Source organism: Bacillus licheniformis DSM 13 = ATCC 14580 (assembly GCF_000011645.1).
GTDB classification, from domain to species: domain Bacteria; phylum Bacillota; class Bacilli; order Bacillales; family Bacillaceae; genus Bacillus; species Bacillus licheniformis.
In genome coordinates, this window is sequence record NC_006270.3 from 444659 (window position 1) to 462731 (window position 18073).

Annotated in this window: 14 protein-coding genes; 8 read left to right on the forward strand and 6 right to left on the reverse strand. The window is 46.7% G+C overall.

Features of this window, described 5'->3' with window-relative positions; all coding sequences use genetic code 11:
* Positions 1-15: 15 nt before the first annotated feature.
* Positions 16-933, reverse strand: a complete 918-nt coding sequence (locus tag TRNA_RS23710; RefSeq protein WP_009330195.1) for a bifunctional helix-turn-helix transcriptional regulator/GNAT family N-acetyltransferase — start codon at positions 931-933, stop codon at positions 16-18.
* 280 nt (positions 934-1213) lie between these two features.
* Here TRNA_RS23710 and TRNA_RS23715 point away from each other — a divergent pair, with 280 nt between their 5' ends.
* Positions 1214-3286 carry a beta-galactosidase gene (locus tag TRNA_RS23715; RefSeq protein ID WP_011197541.1) on the forward strand — a complete coding sequence of 691 codons (2073 nt, stop codon included), beginning with the start codon at positions 1214-1216 and terminating at the stop codon, positions 3284-3286.
* 241 nt (positions 3287-3527) lie between these two features.
* Here TRNA_RS23715 and TRNA_RS23720 read toward each other — a convergent pair whose 3' ends face one another.
* Positions 3528-4673: a phytase gene (locus TRNA_RS23720; protein ID WP_011197542.1), complete on the reverse strand. Its 1146-nt coding sequence runs from the start codon at positions 4671-4673 to the stop codon at positions 3528-3530.
* A gap of 250 nt (positions 4674-4923) precedes the next feature.
* Complete coding sequence (locus TRNA_RS23725; RefSeq protein ID WP_003178909.1) at positions 4924-6414, reverse strand: peptide MFS transporter; 1491 nt, start codon at positions 6412-6414, stop codon at positions 4924-4926.
* A gap of 289 nt (positions 6415-6703) precedes the next feature.
* Between TRNA_RS23725 and TRNA_RS23730 the strand changes: the two genes are divergently transcribed.
* On the forward strand, positions 6704-8440 hold the full coding sequence (locus TRNA_RS23730) for a right-handed parallel beta-helix repeat-containing protein (protein ID WP_025805989.1): 1737 nt from the start codon (positions 6704-6706) through the stop codon (positions 8438-8440).
* Between the two features lie 23 nt (positions 8441-8463).
* On the opposite strand, the gene TRNA_RS23735 is transcribed toward TRNA_RS23730, so the two are convergent.
* Entirely contained in the window at positions 8464-8682 is a 219-nt protein-coding gene (locus tag TRNA_RS23735) for a hypothetical protein (RefSeq protein WP_003178914.1), read from the reverse strand.
* Positions 8683-8806: 124 nt separating this feature from the next.
* Between TRNA_RS23735 and TRNA_RS23740 the strand changes: the two genes are divergently transcribed.
* From TRNA_RS23740 to TRNA_RS23755, 4 genes are read left to right on the forward strand one after another with little or no spacing between them, the layout of a single operon-like run.
* Complete coding sequence (locus tag TRNA_RS23740; protein ID WP_197196464.1) at positions 8807-10450, forward strand: spore germination protein; 1644 nt, start codon at positions 8807-8809, stop codon at positions 10448-10450.
* Complete coding sequence (locus TRNA_RS23745; RefSeq protein WP_011197545.1) at positions 10434-11657, forward strand: Ger(x)C family spore germination protein; 1224 nt, start codon at positions 10434-10436, stop codon at positions 11655-11657. The genes TRNA_RS23740 and TRNA_RS23745 overlap by 17 nt, the downstream gene beginning before the upstream one ends.
* A gap of 24 nt (positions 11658-11681) precedes the next feature.
* On the forward strand, positions 11682-12788 hold the full coding sequence (locus tag TRNA_RS23750) for a GerAB/ArcD/ProY family transporter (protein ID WP_003178920.1): 1107 nt from the start codon (positions 11682-11684) through the stop codon (positions 12786-12788).
* A 55-nt stretch (positions 12789-12843) separates the two neighbouring features.
* Positions 12844-13572, forward strand: coding sequence for a MerR family transcriptional regulator (locus tag TRNA_RS23755; RefSeq protein ID WP_009330188.1), 729 nt, complete (start codon positions 12844-12846; stop codon positions 13570-13572).
* Positions 13573-13604: 32 nt separating this feature from the next.
* Here TRNA_RS23755 and TRNA_RS23760 read toward each other — a convergent pair whose 3' ends face one another.
* Together TRNA_RS23760 and TRNA_RS23765 are read right to left on the reverse strand one after the other, a co-directional pair.
* Complete coding sequence (locus TRNA_RS23760; protein ID WP_003178925.1) at positions 13605-14288, reverse strand: ABC transporter ATP-binding protein; 684 nt, start codon at positions 14286-14288, stop codon at positions 13605-13607.
* Between the two features lie 15 nt (positions 14289-14303).
* Complete coding sequence (locus TRNA_RS23765) at positions 14304-15743, reverse strand: ABC transporter permease (RefSeq protein WP_003178927.1); 1440 nt, start codon at positions 15741-15743, stop codon at positions 14304-14306.
* A 217-nt stretch (positions 15744-15960) separates the two neighbouring features.
* Here TRNA_RS23765 and TRNA_RS23770 point away from each other — a divergent pair, with 217 nt between their 5' ends.
* Together TRNA_RS23770 and TRNA_RS23775 are read left to right on the forward strand one after the other, a co-directional pair.
* The gene (locus tag TRNA_RS23770) at positions 15961-16647 is read left to right on the forward strand and encodes a response regulator transcription factor (RefSeq protein WP_003178929.1); all 687 of its coding nucleotides are present in this window, start codon (positions 15961-15963) and stop codon (positions 16645-16647) included.
* Positions 16637-18064, forward strand: a complete 1428-nt coding sequence (locus TRNA_RS23775) for a sensor histidine kinase (RefSeq protein ID WP_009330185.1) — start codon at positions 16637-16639, stop codon at positions 18062-18064. The genes TRNA_RS23770 and TRNA_RS23775 overlap by 11 nt, the downstream gene beginning before the upstream one ends.
* Positions 18065-18073 lie beyond the last annotated feature (9 nt).

Here is an 18073-nt window from a genome sequence, read left to right on the forward strand (position 1 = left end):
AGATCCTCCATTTCGTCAGCCTAACTCGGCATCCCAGCGTTCTTCCCGGAGCCGCTGCCCCCATAATAAAGTCTCGTCTTTCACTTCCGTCAGTCTGAATCCGAATTTTTCATACAAAGGCCGTGCTTCGGCCATCGTGCTTACCGTCCATAAAAAAATCCGCTCATACTGATTTTCTTTGCAATAATCGATGAGATGCTCCAAGAGGCGTGTGCCGACTCCCTGGTGCCGAAAAGCGGCGTCGACCAGAAACCATCTGAGCTGCACGGTCCTGCCGGGGTGTTTGACGAGCCCGACACATCCCGCGAATCTTCCGGCGCTCTCTGCGATCCAGATTTTTTCGATCTCGGCGTCGAATGTTTCGTGAAGGTAATCCAAAAATGAATCGTCCCAGCCGTGTGTCTCCGCGTAGAAGGCACGCTGTTTTTCGATCATCAGTTTGATATCGTCCGATATATAGTAATCTCTTATAGAAACGGCCGATTTTTCGGGAGGCAGGTGTTCCGACAATATGCATTCAATTGTATTCATTGCCTCCGTCAGCTTTTCCTGATGGCGGCCGTCGATATGCTTCAGCATGTTTTCGATTTGTTGATTGGCTTTGGCCTCCAGCTTTTTATAAATGGATTCACCGAAGCTGGTTAAGTAGATATAGTGGTTGCGGCTGTCCTCCTCGCTTCTCTTTTTATAGACCATATTTTCTTTTTCAAACCGCTTCAGGATCCGGCTGACATAGCCCCGGTCCAGGCCGAGCGTATCTTGAATCAGTTTGGCTGTACAATCGGCCGTATTGTGAATTTCAAATAATATCCGGGTTTCCGTCAATGAAAAAGGGCTGTCATAAATATGTTCATTCAGAAAACCGAGCACATTTGTATAGAATCGATTGAACTTTCTGAATTTTAATGTTGTAGAATGATTGATTTCCGCCATCTCAAAACCTCTCTCCCTGTAAATCGTTGCTTTAATCAATTATAATAAATTAGTTGATTTAGTCAAGTGTATGGAAATAAAGTTAAAAATGTTAATGATAGAATATATTTTACAAATAAAGAAAGAGAAATTCAATCGTACAGGAAAATTCATCCACCTTGGCAGGAAAGAGGGAAGAAAACAGAGTATATAATCTAACAACCTGTTTTTGAAAGCGTTTTTAGTGTCATGTCCGTCTCCGCGTCATATGAAAACGAGGAAGAAAGGATGAAACTGTAGGATGGTTAAACCGTATCCCCCGATCAGCCGGAAAGTTCCCCGACTATTGCATGGAGCCGATTACAACCCGGATCAATGGCTTAAATATCCGGACGTATTAAAAGAAGATATCCGCCTGATGAAACTGTCCCGCTGCAATGTGATGTCTGTCGGCATTTTCTCCTGGGTTTCGCTCGAGCCTGAAGAAGGAAGATTTACATTTGACTGGTTCGATCAGGTTCTTGATACTTTCAAGGAAAACGGAATTTATGCGTTTTTGGCTACACCGAGCGGTGCCAGACCGGCTTGGATGTCCAAAAAGTATCCAGAGGTGCTGAGAACGGAGCGCAACAGGGTCAGAAACCTTCACGGAAAGCGGCACAATCACTGCTATACGTCGCCTGTCTACCGCCGGAAAACGGCGATCATAAACGGAAAGCTCGCGGAGCGCTATGCGCATCACCCGGCCGTCATCGGCTGGCACATTTCTAATGAATACGGCGGAGAATGCCATTGTGAACTTTGCCAAGACAAGTTCAGAGAGTGGCTGCTGGCGAAATTCAAAACGCTGGACCGCCTTAATGATGCATGGTGGACATCGTTTTGGAGCCATACCTATACAGATTGGGACGAGATCGAGTCGCCGGCTCCGCACGGCGAGGATGCCGTTCACGGTCTGAATTTGGACTGGAAGCGTTTTGTCACGGATCAAACGGTTGATTTTTGCCGGCATGAAATCGCCCACGTCCGTTCGTTTAACCCTGATCTGCCTGTGACGACGAATTTTATGGGAACGTATGCCGGATTGAATTATTGGAAGTTTGCCGATTTGCTTGATGTCATCTCGTGGGATTCTTATCCGGCATGGCACAACAGCCGGCAGGAAGACAGCCGGCTTGGAGCCGATATTGCTTTTGTTCATGACATCAATCGCTCTCTTAAAGGCGGCCGGCCGTTCATGCTGATGGAAAGCACGCCGAGCATGACGAACTGGCAGGATGTCAGCAAGCTGAAGCGCCCCGGTATGCATGAATTGTCGTCATTACAGGCAGTCGCTCACGGATCGGACACCGTTCAGTATTTTCAATGGCGGAAAAGCCGCGGGTCAAGCGAAAAATTTCACGGAGCAGTCGTTGATCATGAAGGATCAGAGCATACGCGCGTTTTTCAGGAAGTGAAAAAGCTCGGGGAGAAGCTCGAAAAGCTGGAAGACGTCGCAGGGACGACAGTCGAACCCGAGGCCGCGATTATATTTGACTGGGAGAATCGCTGGGCTTTGGAAGATGCCCAAGGTCCGCGCAATATCGGAAAGCATTATGAACGGACCGCCAAATCGTTTTATGAACCGTTTTGGCGGGAAGGCGTACCGGTTGATGTGATTCATATGGAGGCCGATTTCTCCCGCTATAAGCTTTTGGTCGCCCCGATGCTCTACATGCTGCGAGAAGGCACCGCTGAAAGGATTGAACAGTTTGTTCAAAACGGAGGGACATTTGTCGCCACTTATTGGTCGGGCATTGTTGATGAGAATGAACTTACGTTCCTGGGAGGGTTTCCTGGAGGCTTAAGAAAAACGCTCGGCATTTGGTCTGAGGAGATCGATGCTCTTCATGACGGACAGAAAAATACCATTGTGATGGATGAAGAAAACAGGCTCGGATTAAGCGGAAGCTATGAAGCCAGCGAGCTTTGCGATCTGATTCATTTAGAAGGGGCCGAAGCGCTCGCTGCGTACGAGGATGATTTTTACGCGGGCCGGCCGGCGCTGACGGTCAATTTGTTCGGAGACGGGAAGGCCTACTATATCGCTTCAAGGAATGAGGCGGCGTTCCAAGAGGCGTTTATATCCAGGCTCATTGAAGAGTGCGGGATTGCCAAAGTGCTCGATACAGAGCTCCCGAAAGGCGTCACCGCCCAGCTCCGCACAGACGGCCGCCACGATTATATTTTCGTGATGAATTTTACAGCGGAAAACAGAAGTGTCTCGCTTCCGGAGGAAACAAATACGGACGTTTTAAAGGGAACCCGGAAAAAAGGCGCGCTCAAACTGCCGCCTTACGGAACGAGCATTTTACGGAGAAGCCATAAGGCATAGGAAGCCTTACTTTTCAGGCCGACGCTTCGTGCAATATGCAGCAGCAAGCAGGAAGATGACAGCAGAAGTGTACGCCAATACACCTTGATTAAAAACGCAGAGAAACACCACATTTGATAAAACCGCCAACATGATAAACACTACGGCATAGAGATTTAAACGCAATACCATCCCTCCATTAATAGTTATCTTAACATAAAGGAATGTGAAAAATCCGCGGGCATTTCCCGCGGATCCGTCGTTATTTGGCTCGTTTTTTCAGTTTTCGGGGATTGACCTGATCATCGATATCAGGCTTGTCGTCCAGCGCGTCAGCAATTTTTTCCCAGGAGACAATTTTGAAGTTCTGATTGGCTGGCTGTCCATTTTCCGTATTTTCGCCGTCTTGGGCGACAAAGATGCCGTATGGATATTTTTTGCCGAGGCCGAAGCCGATGACGTCGATTCCATCGGTATCGCTTGTCCCGTCGATTTCTTTACCGTCATCAATTGAAAAATCGGCGACATAGTCGTTTTTCCCGCGCCGGTCATAGATGGCATAACGGTTATCGCCCTGACTGGACGCGATCAAATATCCTTCGCCGTCTTCTCCGTAGTAAATCGTCAGCCCTTCAATATCAGCGGTTAAATGCGGTCCGCCTGCGCGATCGACAATTTTTCCTTTATCTCCGCCGTTTGGCTCGGCGCTGAAAGACCAAATCGCAGCGTCTTCTTCAGCGATGTACATTTTGCCGTATTCATCATCTGCTGCAAGCCCTTCTGTTTGAGAGCTCATTTTGAATGAGCGGACCTTTTTGCCTTCGACTTGTCCTTTTCCGTTGTCAAACAGTTCGTATTGCTCGAATTCTCCGTTCTTTCCGGTCACCATGGCGTAGAACTTGCCGGTTTTCTGGCTGTGATACAGGCTGAAACCATACACCTCCTCAATATCGGTTTGAATAGGTTTTTGAGGATTGACGATGTTTTTCAGCTTGTTTTTTTCGCCGTCAAAGGCGTATATTTCAACCGTGTTTTTGCCGTCTGACCGGTTTGAGGCCCCGGCAATATCAATTTTTTTGCCATCGAGCGGAAAATTGTAGCGGAGATCGACGTTGTTTAATTTGCCAAACGGATAGGCTGCCAGCTGTTTTCCGTTTAAATCGTAAACGATCAAGCCAGATTTTTTATTTGTTGTGATCAGCCGGCTTTTTTCAGGCTGCTTCGGATGAACCCAAATCGCCGGGTCATCTGCCGCGTCGTCAGGGGTATCCACCGGCTCTGTCTCTGCATCGGCAGTCACCGAGAAGTCCTTATAAGCTGAAGCTTCGGCACGGGGGAGAATGCTCCATGAGGGAGACAATAAGGATGCCGCAAGAGTTGATAAGGCGAGCGTTTTGTAAAAGTTCATATATTAACCTCCTTTTGATAACACTTATACTAGCAAATCAATGAAAACTATCATTTGAGGAAATGTAAACTTTTGTTAAAAAAGCGGTGGTTTAAAGGGGCTGTGAGATTTAGCATACGAAGCCGCAGAGAAAACCCCCGGAATTCTTTCCGGGGGTTTTGCTTTAACAGGTATTCCCTATCTCTCATTAAATCGAAATGTATATATCCTGCGAAAAAACAGAAGAAAAGGAGTATCAGCCTATTGCTTTTTAATTAACACCCTTCATAAATTTCTGAATTTTCGGTGACAGCAGCATCAAAATGATCCCGAGCAGGATGGATACACCGCCGATGATGCCGAAGTAGGCGATCTCGGTATCAACGCTGTAAAATCTGACGATCTGTGCGTTGATGGCCTGTGCAGAAGCGTTTGACAGGAACCATAGACTCATCGTCTGCGCTGAGAAAGCAGCAGGAGCCAGCTTTGACGTTGCGGATAACCCGACTGGAGACAAGCACAATTCCCCGAGAACGACGATCAGGAAGCTGAGCACAAGCCACATTGGATTGGCAAGCGATTCAGTGCCGTTGATGTAAGCAGGGAAAATCATGACGACAAATGACAGTCCGGCTAAAATCAACCCGAGTGAAAACTTCGTCGGCGTTGACGGCTGACGGTTTCCGAGCCTCATCCAAATCCATGCGAAAACCGGTGCAAGCACAACGATGAACAACGGATTCAGCGACTGGAACCAAGAAGAGTGCAATTGGACACCTAAAAATTCCAAATGAGTGCGTTTATCTGCATAGGTGGCTAAAATATTGGCGCCTTGTTCCTGAATCGCCCAAAACATCATCGATGCGACAAACAGCGGAATGTAAGCTGTGAGACGGGAACGTTCATCACTCGTCGTCTTGGAGCTTTTAAACATGACGATGAAATAAATCAGCGGGATCAAAATGCCGAGACAGCTGACGATCATCGTAAACAGCTTGATTGTCATCCAGCCCATAAAGATGGAATAGCCAAAGATGGCAGCGATCACCAAAACACCGATCCCGATCCGTCCGAACACCATTTTCCTTTCAGCTGGTGTGAGCGGATTCGGTACCGTTCTTCCGGCAGATCCGAGGTTTTTCTTCCGCGTCGCTAAATAGGTCAGCAGTCCGAACAACATGCCGATGGCAGCAAGGCTGAAGCCGAGATGGTAGTTGTATGTCTGACCGACTGTGCCGACGATAATCGGCGCGAGAAATCCGCCAAGGTTGATTCCCATATAGAAGATGCTGAAACCAGAATCGCGGCGGGTGTCTTCAGGGCTGTACAAATCGCCGACAACGCTTGATACGTTAGGTTTTAAAAGGCCTGTCCCAATGATGATCAAGAACATGCTGATGAAGAAAGCGGGGACGCTTCCCGGGAATGACAAAAGAATGTGTCCGAACATAATGAGCACGCCGCCGTAAAACACGGTGTTTGCAGTTCCGAGGAGCCTGTCCGCTATCCAGCCCCCGATAATGCCGGACATATAGACGAGGGAACCATATACGGCCATAATCGAGTTCGCTGTCGTTTGATCAAACCCGAGGCCGCCTTTTGTCACCTCTGTATACAAATAATAGATAAGGATGGCTCTCATGCCGTAGTATGAAAAGCGCTCCCAAAATTCAGTGAAGAATAAGGTGAAGAGTCCGCGGGGATGTCCAAAAAACCCCTTTTGCGGAATGTTTTGAAAAGTTTCTTTTTGATGGTTTGACATTCGCAATACTCCTTCTCTTTCTATGTCTATTATAAAAATCATATTCTTATATAATGTTCGTGTCAATACACCTTCAATCGATTTGAATTTTTGATCGATGATGCCACAAGTTGTGAAGCGCTTTACAAGCGGATAGAAAAAAATTTTGGGAGAAAATTTGGATTGAAAGATTTTTTAATAAAATTTTATCTATTTATGTACAAGCGGATTTTACTAGATTGGCATATATATAACGCAAACCGTTTTACAAAAGGAGGCTGAAAACAGCGTGCAGCAGCAACCTGATGAAATGAGAATGACAGTGGTTGACGCGACAAAGTTCGGCGCTGTCGGCGACGGCAAAACAGACTCCACAAATGCGATCAACGAATGTTTGGCATGGACAAAGTCGATGGGATACAACACGGTATGGATACCGAACGGCACGTACATGATTGACGGGACGAAAAACGGCGACCCGCGGGCTCCGTTTCGCGGCGCCGGCATCAATGTTCCCGGCAATATTGAAATTTTGATGGACGCGGAGGCTGTCATCAAGGTAAAGCCGAACAGTTCATGGGGATACGCTGCTTTTTATATAGGCGGAACATCCGATATAAAAATATCCGGAGGCAGCATCATTGGTGAAAGAGATGAACACACATATACACCGGCCCCGAGGCCGACCCATGAATGGGGATTCGGAATTTGCATCGAAGGGGCGTCAAATGTCGTCATTGAACACGTGAGAATAGCCGATTTTACAGGAGACGGAATCATTATCAGCAACGGAGGAGAAGGGTATAGACCGTCAGAGCGTATTCAGGTAACCAATTGCGATATCAGGCGCTCCAGAAGAAATAACTTGTCCATCACAGGGTGCGACAATGTTCTTGTAGAAGGATGCGAAATTGCAGATGCGGGAACAGGAAACGGAACCGCTCCTTGCTTTGGCATTGATATAGAAGGCTATAGTGAAGGAAGCATCGTCTATGAAGAACCCGTCAATGTCATCATCAGAAACAACGTGTTAAAAGGCAATGTCAATCATGCCGTTTCCAACTTCAACGGTACTTCTGTCATCATCGAAGGCAATGTTGCAGACGGTACCATTTCATACGGCTATGGAACGGGGACGACGATTGCAAACAATATCATCAAGAAAAATCCCGAATTCACCGGGCAGAGCACTGGAATTAACGGCCTCGGTGTAGGGGCTTTGGAAGAAAGAAGCGATGCCGTAATAAAGGGAAATTTGATTTCCGGTTTTACGACAGGCATAGATATCCGCGGAAAAAGCGTTTTTGCTACGGGGAATAAAATCCGTGATTTTGTAAATGCCGGAATTCTTGCTTATCAAGCGTCGCAAGTCTTCATTGAAGGAAATTATATTGAAAACGACGTACCTGAACAAAGGTCCGGCACCGCTTTCAGCATCACGCAATCAGACAATGTAACATGTTCCGGCAATCATATTGCAAATGTCGTTCTTGCTGTCAGGAGCACAGGGAACGACGTCCAAATCAAGCATAACGTCATTAAGCAATTTTCCAGAGGCATATGGATATCTCAAGGAAATGCTGTAATAGAAGGAAACTTTATTTCGCCGAACGGCTTTCAAACGGTGCCGGAGTCATATGCTGTATCCGTCACAAACACAGCTTCGGCAGTTATTCAACAAAACACCATCACACGCTTCAGAAACTTTCCAATATACTGCTCGACAAATCAGCATACAAAAATTATCGGAAACTATATTGAAGATTCACCGCTGATCGTCACGGTGTTTCTCACCCGCGGAACACACGAGGTTATCGGCAATACGATAACGCTCAGCAGGCCGTCCTTGCCGGCTGTCCTCATTTATCTTGACCAATCGTCGGACTCGGCGATCCTCAACAACACGCTTCGAAGCAATACGGAAGCAAGAGTAACGGCCATTCAAACCAATACGTCAAGGCAAACGCTCATCATCGGCAATACGATTGTCAAAGGAATGATCCATTCCCACCAAACAGATACAGTCAATGGAAATATCGAAGTTTAAGCTCCCTTTGGACAGGGAGCCTTTTATGTCCTTTTTCTCTTTTTGCGAAAGCTTTCCGAGGCTTCGAGAAAAATGATAAACAAAAATAAAAGGATGATGATCCACTCGCCCACTTCCAGGATGGCAAACGTCAGGGAGTTTACAATGGCTCTTTGCAAGGTCATGCCTTGAAATACATCCAGCATGACGGCAAAAGCCTCTAAGGAAGCTAATAATAAAAGCCCGATTCCGATTAATTTCAACTTTGCACCACTCTCCGTTCCCCGTTATTTTTTCTCCTTTCATAAAGCACTATTCACCCGGGAATAGTATAAATGTGCTTGCGCAAGGAAAAATATGAAAAACGAAAAGGGGATTCTGACAGCCATGCCATTCTTTTTTAAAGGTCGTCATCAAAAAGATAACAAACAAGAATCTCTAATGAGCGGAGATAAGAACCCGGAAACCGTAAAGTTGTCTGGGTTTGTGCGTCCCTTGCTTGCCGAAAACCTGAGCCTGATTAAAGAAATGACCGGAAACAGCTCCGATATTGTCATCCGCAAGTTAAAAACGGGCGCTGGCGAAAAAATTGAAATAGCCGTCGTTTATGTCGGCGGCATTACAGATGAGAAAGCGATTCACGATTTTTTGCTGGAATCGATCATGAACTCCGAAGAATTGGCGGAAAAGGAGTACGGCAGGGAGGTTCTTGAGACGATTGCAGGTGATGCCGTTGCACTGGGCGGTGTCGAAAAAGAAAAGCGGTTGGACAAAGTGCTTGAATCTTTGATGGCAGGAAATACGATCATTTTGGCAGAGGAGACGGCAGAAGCTGTTATTACGACCACGAAAGGCGGAGAAAAGCGCTCGATCAAGGAGCCTGAAAATCAGCAGGCATTCCGCGGTTCACGTGAAGGATTTATCGAAGCGCTCGACACGAATATTTCTTTGGTGCGCAGAATTATTAAAAACCCGAATCTTTGGGTTGAAAAAACGACGATGGGAAGCGTCACAAAAACCGATGTGGCGATCATGTATATCAATGGAATATGCGACCCGAAAGCGGTGAAAGAAGTCAAAAAAAGGATGGAAAGCATTGAGATCGACAGCATCCTTGAATCGGGCTACATTGAACAGTTTATTGAAGACACCGTATTTACGACCTTTCCGACGGTATATCATACTGAAAGGCCGGATATGGTCGCAGGGAATCTGCTTGAAGGAAGAATCGCCATCTTTGTTGACGGTACACCGTTTGTCCTGCTTGTCCCTGCCGTTTTTATTCAATTTTTTCAATCTGTTGAGGATTACTATTCACGCTTTGACATTGCGACATTCATCCGCTTTTTGCGCGTATTGATCTTCTTTATTTCGCTGATTGCGCCTGCCGTCTACGTCGGTGCGACGACTTTTCACAAGGAAATGATCCCGACGGAGCTTTTGGTCGTAATTGCCGCGCAGCGTGAAATCGTGCCGTTCCCGGCTGTGGTCGAAGCCATGATCATGGAAATTTCGTTTGAAATTTTGCGGGAGGCGGGCATCCGGCTTCCGAAAGCGATAGGTTCAGCCGTTTCGATTGTGGGAGCCATTGTCATTGGGCAGGCGGCGGTTCAGGCCGGGATTGTGTCGCCGGCGATGGTCATCATCGTAGCGATCACAGCGATTTCAAGTTTTGCTACACCTTCTTTCTCCATGGCGATTTCCGCCCGGCTCGTCCGGTTTTTCTTCATATTAGCCGCGGCGACGACGGGTTTTTACGGCATTATTCTTGGACTGATCATCATGTTTGTCCATTTATGCAGCCTGCGTTCCTTCGGTGTTCCATATATGACTCCTTTTGCGCCGTTTATTTTGAAAAACTGGGGCGACGCCATCGTTCGTCTGCCTTGGTGGACACATGAGAAGCGGCCTGAACTGATCGGCAATGACAATAAGGTGCGCCAAGGAGAATACCAGAAACCCGAGCCCCCGGATTCAGGCGATATGAAGACAAAACAAGAAGATGGTGATCCAAATGAAACGAATCGTTAAAATTGTGCTCCTACTTGCCGCCATTGTCCTTCTTCAAGGGTGCTGGGATAAAAGAGAGCTGACAGATCTGCTGCTGATCACTGCCATCGGTATTGATAAAGGTAAAGATACAGATTACGAATTAAGCTATCAGATCGTCAATCCGATCAATGTGACAGGCGGCCTTCAAGGCGGACAGGGAGGAGACAGGCCGCCGATTTCAAGCTATTCTGTGACGGGCAACAATCTGACGGAAATGAGCAGACATGCGTCAGCAAAAATGTCGCGGGAAATTTATTACTCCCACACCAACCTCGTGGTTGTCGATGAAAAACTCGCCAAGGAGGAAGGCTTGATCAAAATTCTGGATGTTCTTGACCGGGACACCGATTTTCGTACAACGGCGACGATTATTATTTCCCGCGGCCAAAAAGCGAAAACATTCATCCGGACGCTGACGCCGATCGATAAGATCCCGTCAAATAAAGTAAACAAAACGCTGCAATTTACCGAAGAGCATTTGGGAGAACATATGAAAACGAGCGTCCAGGATGTCATCAAGTGCTTAACATCGAAGGCAAAGCACCCGATTATTTCTTCCTTTAAAGTAACCGGAAACAAGGAAAAGGGTGAAAAAATGGAAAACGTGCAGTCTACATCTCCTGAGGCAATAGTCGAAGCGGACGGCTTGGCGGTCATTAAAGAGGGAAAGCTCGTCAATTGGCTTGAAGGCAAAACGGCGAGAGGCGTTTTATGGCTGCGCAATAAAATCAGCAGAACGTATTTGACAATTCCAATGAATCATGAGAGAGATGCCGTCACATTTGACGTCATCCGCCAAAAAACAAAAATCGGATCTCACCTGAAAAACGGCAAACCGGCGATTTCGGTTGACGTGGCTATGGAAGGGGACATCGGCGAAACAACTGTGCCGATTCACCTGGATGATCCAAAAGTGCTGAGCGATATCGAAAGGAAGGTGGCAAAGGAACTGAAAAATGAATTGCAGAATACGATTGACATTGTTAAGCGGAACAAGACGGATGTTCTGCAATTCGGTGATGTTGTGTATCGCACCCACCCCGAAGTGTGGAAAAAGATGGAGGGTGAATGGAGCAATCGGTATTTTCCTGACACAGACGTCGACATTACGGTTAATGCATACGTACGAAGAACAGGTTTAAGAAACAATCCGAACATTTTGAATCATCATGAAGGGCGTTCTTGAATGAAAGAGAGAGGAGGGCTTTAAATGGAGAAAGCAAAAATCAGTGCTGCACAGCTGTTCGTGCTTATTGTTCTGTTTGAACTCAGCAGCTCTCTGCTGATTTTTCCAGGACAATCTGCCGAACAGGACGCCTGGATCGCGATCTTGTTCGGAACAGTCGGAGGGCTGGCTTTGTTTATGATGCATCACTTTTTCTACCAGGTGAATCCCGACGCCTCTCCCTATGAAACGCTGATGAATATTTTTGGAAAACCGGTTGGCTGGAGCATGACATTTATCTACATTGTTTATTATTGTTACATTGCGGCAAGGGTTTTGCGCGATTTTGGAGAAATGCTGCTGACATCGGCTTATCCGAACACGCCGATTATCTTCGCTAATGGATTGTTGATTGCAGTTTGTATTTTTACTGTGAGGAAGGGAATCGAGGTCCTTGCCCGTTCAGGCGAGCTGTTGTTTGGCATCATGTTTTGGCTTGCTGTCACAGGCCTAATCCTGATAGTTTCGTCAGGCTTGATCAAACCGAAAGAGCTTTTGCCCATTCTTGGAAACGGACCCGGTCCGATGTTTCATGCCGTGTTCACGCAAACGCTGTATTTTCCGTTTGGAGAAATTATCGCCTTTACATTGATCCTGCCGTATTTAAAGGAAAAGAAACTAGCGAAAAAAGCCGGGTTGTTGGGAATTGCCATCAGCGGCCTCATCCTGGCTTTTAATGTCGCATTGAACATCAGCGTGCTTGGCGTCGATCTCAATATGCGGTCGCGCTTCCCATTGCTGAGTACGATCCAGACGATTCAAGTCGCCGAATTCTTGGACAGGCTTGATGTATTTTTCATGCTCGTGCTGGTGATTGGCGGTTTTTTTAAGATGAGCATTTTCATGTATGCCGTAACCGAAGGCGTGACCGTTTTATTCAAGCTTAAAAACCCCTCCAAAGTTGTTCATGTCATCGGCATTATTATTTTGATTTTGTCCGTCTCCATTGCCAGCAATATTTCAGAGCATGTTAAAGAAGGAATCGAGTTTGTTCCATTATATGTCCATTTGCCGATGCAGGTGATCCTTCCCGCTTTTATTTGCATAGTCACTTATGTGAAAATGAAAAAAAATAAAAAAAAGGCCATGTAATGGATTGACCCCGCCCTTAGGGCACCCTTTAACATGACAGACGAGGTGAGGTTTGATGCTCTATACGGTAAAAGAAGTGGCTCGCTTGGCGAATATCACGATCAAAACGCTGTACCACTATCATAAAATCGGACTTTTATGCCCCGCGGAGGTGACGGATGCCGGCTATCGCCTTTACGGGGTAAAAGAGCTGGAACGGCTGCAGCACATCTTGTTTTATCGGGAGCTCGAATTTCCGCTCAAGGCAATTAAGCAAATACTGGACGGCAAAGCTGATCGACTGACGATTTTGTCTGAGCAGAAACGTCTTTTCACTGCCCGTTTGGACAGAATTAAACAGCTTATTTCTACGATCGATCTCTCGATTCAGCAGGCCGGGAAAGGAGAAGCAATGGATCAATCAAGCATGTTCAAAGGGTTTTCAAGCAGCAGGGAATGGGAGGATGCGCTCGCTGAACAAAACCGCTATTTGAAGGAGGCGTATGATGTCGATTTGCTGAAAGGAGAACCAGTCATAGCGGAAGAAATGAATGAAAAAGCTGAAGAGGCGGCCCGTTTTATGAATGGAATGGCCGAAGCGCTCAGAGACGGAGTCAAACACGACCATGAACAAGTGAAGACTGCAATTAAACGGCACCTCAAGTTTTTGGGAATTACGCCCGACGATTTTCAGTCCCAGACACGCTTCTTTATCGAAGACGATTTTCATCGCGGAATGCTTGAAAATCAGCAAACAGGCCTCTCGTATTATTTGGCTGCTGCTGCAGAAGCATTTGCTTCATAATAAAAGAAGGGGAACGGCTCATGCCGCTCCCCTTATCCTGCTGATATGCGTTTTTTGACGGTAAAGCCGCCCCTTGAAAGCGTGATGTTGACATCGGATACCTTTGCGATCTGTTCATCATGGGTGACCATGATGACGCATTTGTTTTCTTGGTGGGCAAGGTTTTGAAAGAGCCGGACGATGTCTTTTGATGTATCTTCATCCAAATTGCCTGTCGGTTCATCGGCGACGATTAAATCCGTGTCACAGCAGAACGCTCTGATGATGGAGACACGCTGCTGCTGGCCGCCGCTTAATGTCAATACTTTCTGTCTGGCCTGCTTTTCGCCGATGCCGACCTTTTCGAGCATCTCCAAAGCGTATTGTTCCTTGTTTTTGACCTGAGATCCGGTGATTTCCATGGCCGACGTGATATTTTGGAGAGCCGTCATATACGGCAGCAGGTTATAGGACTGAAAAACGATCGATACATATTGATTGCGGAAGCTGGTCAGTCCGATTTTTGAAATGTTTTCTCCTTTGTAGAGGATGTTCCCCTCTTTTGGCGCGTCAAGTCCGCCCGCCAACGATAAAAAGGTGGTTTTGCCGGAACCGGAAGTCCCGACAATCGTATATAAGAGTCCTTGGCTGAATTGAATGCTGATATCCTCGAATAGAGGCTGATCCTGATTTTTATACCAATAGCCGACATTCTGAAATTCTAAAATACTGCCCATAATCTTCACTTCTTTCTATTCTTGTTTTGTTAAAATCGTTTTCGGATGGAGCCTTAAAACAGATATGGACGGAAGGAGTGTCGCGAACATCGCAATTAAAAGGCCGATTCCGCCAAGTGCCATTAAGTTCCCGAAGGATACTTGAATGTCGAGCTGATCAATGGCTGAGACTTGAGCAGTACTTTGTCCGAAGAAGCCTCCGCCGCCTGGGCCCATCATTCCGCCTGCAGACTGGCTAGCTGACGTTTGTTCGATTTGCTGGCTCAAGAGCTGGTTCCCGATTTGCTTTGCAATCAGGCTGCCGGTTAATGCTGAGATCCCGATGGCAAGCACTGCGATCATTAAGATTTCGGTTAAAAACTGTCCGATGAGTTTCCGGCGTTTTTCGCCGATCGCCATCAGAACACCCATTTCGTATTTTCTCTCCCTGATTGACATCATGACGATCAGTCCGAGAATCACCGCCCCGGCGACCGTGACAAGATAGACGACATTTTTCGAGAAGGAGGCGACATTTTCAATCGGGCCGACCATCTGCTGGTACAACTGGTCATTGGCGTCCAATGTGAATGTATCCAAATCAATGCCTGTTTTCTTGGCAGCCGCAATGAAAGCGTCGATGTTGGAGGCGTCGTCCATATTGTAGACCGCTTCATCTATCGCGTTTTGATAATCGTCGCCTTTTAAGGCCGATGCCGCCGTATATGGTGTATAGATTTTGTTATAAGGGTTTAAAAAGGCGAAGTTTTGCGCTTGATTGTCTCCGGATGAAGTCGTTTTATAGATTCCGACGATTTTTAAATTGATCGTTGCATCTTCATCGCTGCTCGCTTTGACTTTGATCGTATCGCCGACCTTCAGCTCGTTTTCTTCGGCAAGCGTTTCTTCAATCACGGCGACTTTTTCATTCACATCATCCTTTGTTAAAGCACGGCCTTCCGTGATCTTGGACGTCCCGTCGGCAAATTCGTCGACGAGGGCTGTGCTTGTCACACCTTCGATTGATACGTCAGCCTGCATCATTTGCCGGCCGCCCTGTTCATTGCCGCCCGATCCGGCCGGCTGATCGCTGTTTGAGTCCGTTGAATCCTCGTCACCGCTTTCGATCGGATCGAAGTTGTCCGCTAAAGCAGATGTTGAGGAGATGAAGTTATAGCTTTTGACATGGTAAAGGCTCGCAAGTTTCTCGGCTGATTTGAGAGAAACGGGGGTCGATTCAAACCTTTTCCGGTCTCCTGAGTCCTGCTGTTCTTTCATCATTTTTTCCCTGTCAACTTTGAGCGTGACGCTGCCTCCGAGCTGTTCCCTCGCCAGTTCGCTCGATTTCACGGCTGCCGACTGGATCGTAATTCCTGTCAGCACGAGCACGCAAATCATCGTGAAAACAAACAATTGTAAAAGTGTTTTTCCTTTTTTCGCTTTCATGCTCCAAAAGGCTCGTTTGAAAAAATTCATAACGCGTGATTCCTCCGTATCTATTTCATTTATTATTGCTGCCAAATCTAACGGCAGCAGGACTTTTGCCTTATGCTTGATTTCATCTTAGCCGCTACTTATGAATAAATTATGACCAAACTGTTGCCAGACCTTTAAATGTTCAGAATGGAATTGAGAAATGGCTGGGCCCTATGTAAAATGAATCTAACGTTTGTCTAGCGGAGGCACTTTTACGATGAAAATATTAATGATTGAAGATAATTTAAGCGTATGTACTATGACAGAGATGTTTTTTGCAAAAGAAGGATTTGAAACAGAGTTCGTCCATGACGGACTCGAAGGATATAACCGTTTTAAATCAGGTGATTGGGATTTGCTGATCATCGATATCATGCTGCCGTCGATGGATGGGGTCACGATCTGCAAAAAGGTCAGAGAAGAGAGCACGGTTCCGATTATTATGCTGACGGCAAAGGATACGGAATCAGACCAGGTGCTCGGTTTTGAGCTCGGGGCTGATGATTATGTGACCAAGCCGTTCAGCCCTTTGGCGCTTGTGGCGAGAATCAAAGCGGTGAGCCGGAGATATCAAAACGCCGGCCGGCAGGATTCCGCTGACAGCGACACGCTTGAAACGGAACATTTTAAAATCAATAAAAAAACGAGAGAAGTGTTTTTGGACGGCGTTCAAATTCAAAATTTGACGCCTAAGGAGTTCGATTTATTGTATTACTTGGTGCAAAGCCCGAAACAGGTTTTTTCAAGGGAGCAGCTGCTTGAGCAGGTTTGGGGATACCAATTCTACGGAGACGAGCGGACTGTGGATGTTCATATTAAACGGCTGAGAAAAAAGCTTGGCAGCGACTCGCGGCCGTTTCTTTACACCGTATGGGGAGTAGGGTACAAGTTCGATGAAGATTAAGTATCTCTATCAGCTGCTGGCCAGTCACATCAGTATATTAGTCTTGGCTTTTCTCATCACGGGGGCGCTGTTTTCACACTTTGCCAAAGACTTTGCATACGAGAGCAAAGTCGATGAGCTGTCTTCCTACGGCTACCGCATCATGGGCGAAATGGAGATGCGGCCGAAAGGAGCGCCGGCCATTATGAAGCCGTTTGAGGAAATTTTGCGAAGCAGGAAGATCAGCTTTTTTCTGTTTAATGAAAAGAAAGAGATCTTGATGACGCCGGCCGATTTGCGGCCGCGAAAACTGCTGCTCAGTGATGAAGAATGGAAAGAGCTTAAAGATGGAAAGGCCGTTGTCGTCAAAACCGACTTTAACCGTTTTAATGAGGAAGTATCGGTCGTCGCTCTGCCCAACATCGTCAACAATGAATTTCAGGGAGGCATTCTGCTGACCGCTCCGATCAGCGGGACCGAAGAAATGATCAGCGACATGAACCGCTTTATGCTCTTTACGGCGGCGGGTGTCATCTTAGTCGCTATTCTCTTAAGCTGGCTGACGTCGAAATTCCATGTCGCCCGCATTCAGAAGCTCCGCGACGCCACGAAAAAAGTCGCGGCCGGGGATTATGACATCCATATCGAAAACCGCAATAAGGATGAAATCGGTGATTTGGGCGACGACTTTAACATTATGGCCCGCAAGCTAAAAAGCTCAAGCGAGGAAATCGACCGGCTCGAAAAGCGGAGAAGGCAGTTTATCACTGACGTTTCACATGAGCTGAAGACGCCGCTGACGACGATCAGCGGTTTAGTGGAAGGGATGAACAGCCAGACGATACCCGAAGACCAGCAGGATAAATGTATGAAGCTGATCACGGAGGAGACAAAAAGGCTGATTCGCCTCGTCAACGAAAACCTTGATTATGAAAAAATCCGCTCCAACCAGATTACATTGCAAAAGCTGCATTATCCGCTGATCGAAGTGTTTGAAATCATTAAAGAGCAGCTGGCGCTTCAGGCGGAGGAGAGACAGAATCAGCTGATCCTCGATGTGGAAGATCATGTAATGGTCAATGCCGATTACGACCGGCTCATCCAGATTCTCGTCAATATTACGAAGAACAGCATTCAATTCACAACGAACGGAACCGTTTGGCTGAGAGGCCGGGAAGACTACAAGGAGACGGTGATCGAAGTAGAGGATACCGGAATCGGCATTGATGAAAATGATATCGAAAACATTTGGGATCGTTTTTATAAAGCGGATTTATCACGGACAAACACACCTTACGGAGAATACGGGCTGGGGCTGTCGATCGTCAGACAGCTCGTCTCCCTTCACAACGGCACGGTAGAGATTGAAAGCGAGAAAAACAAAGGAACAAAATTTATCATCCGCCTGCCGCTGACGGCGAGAGATGATGATGAATAGAAACCCGCC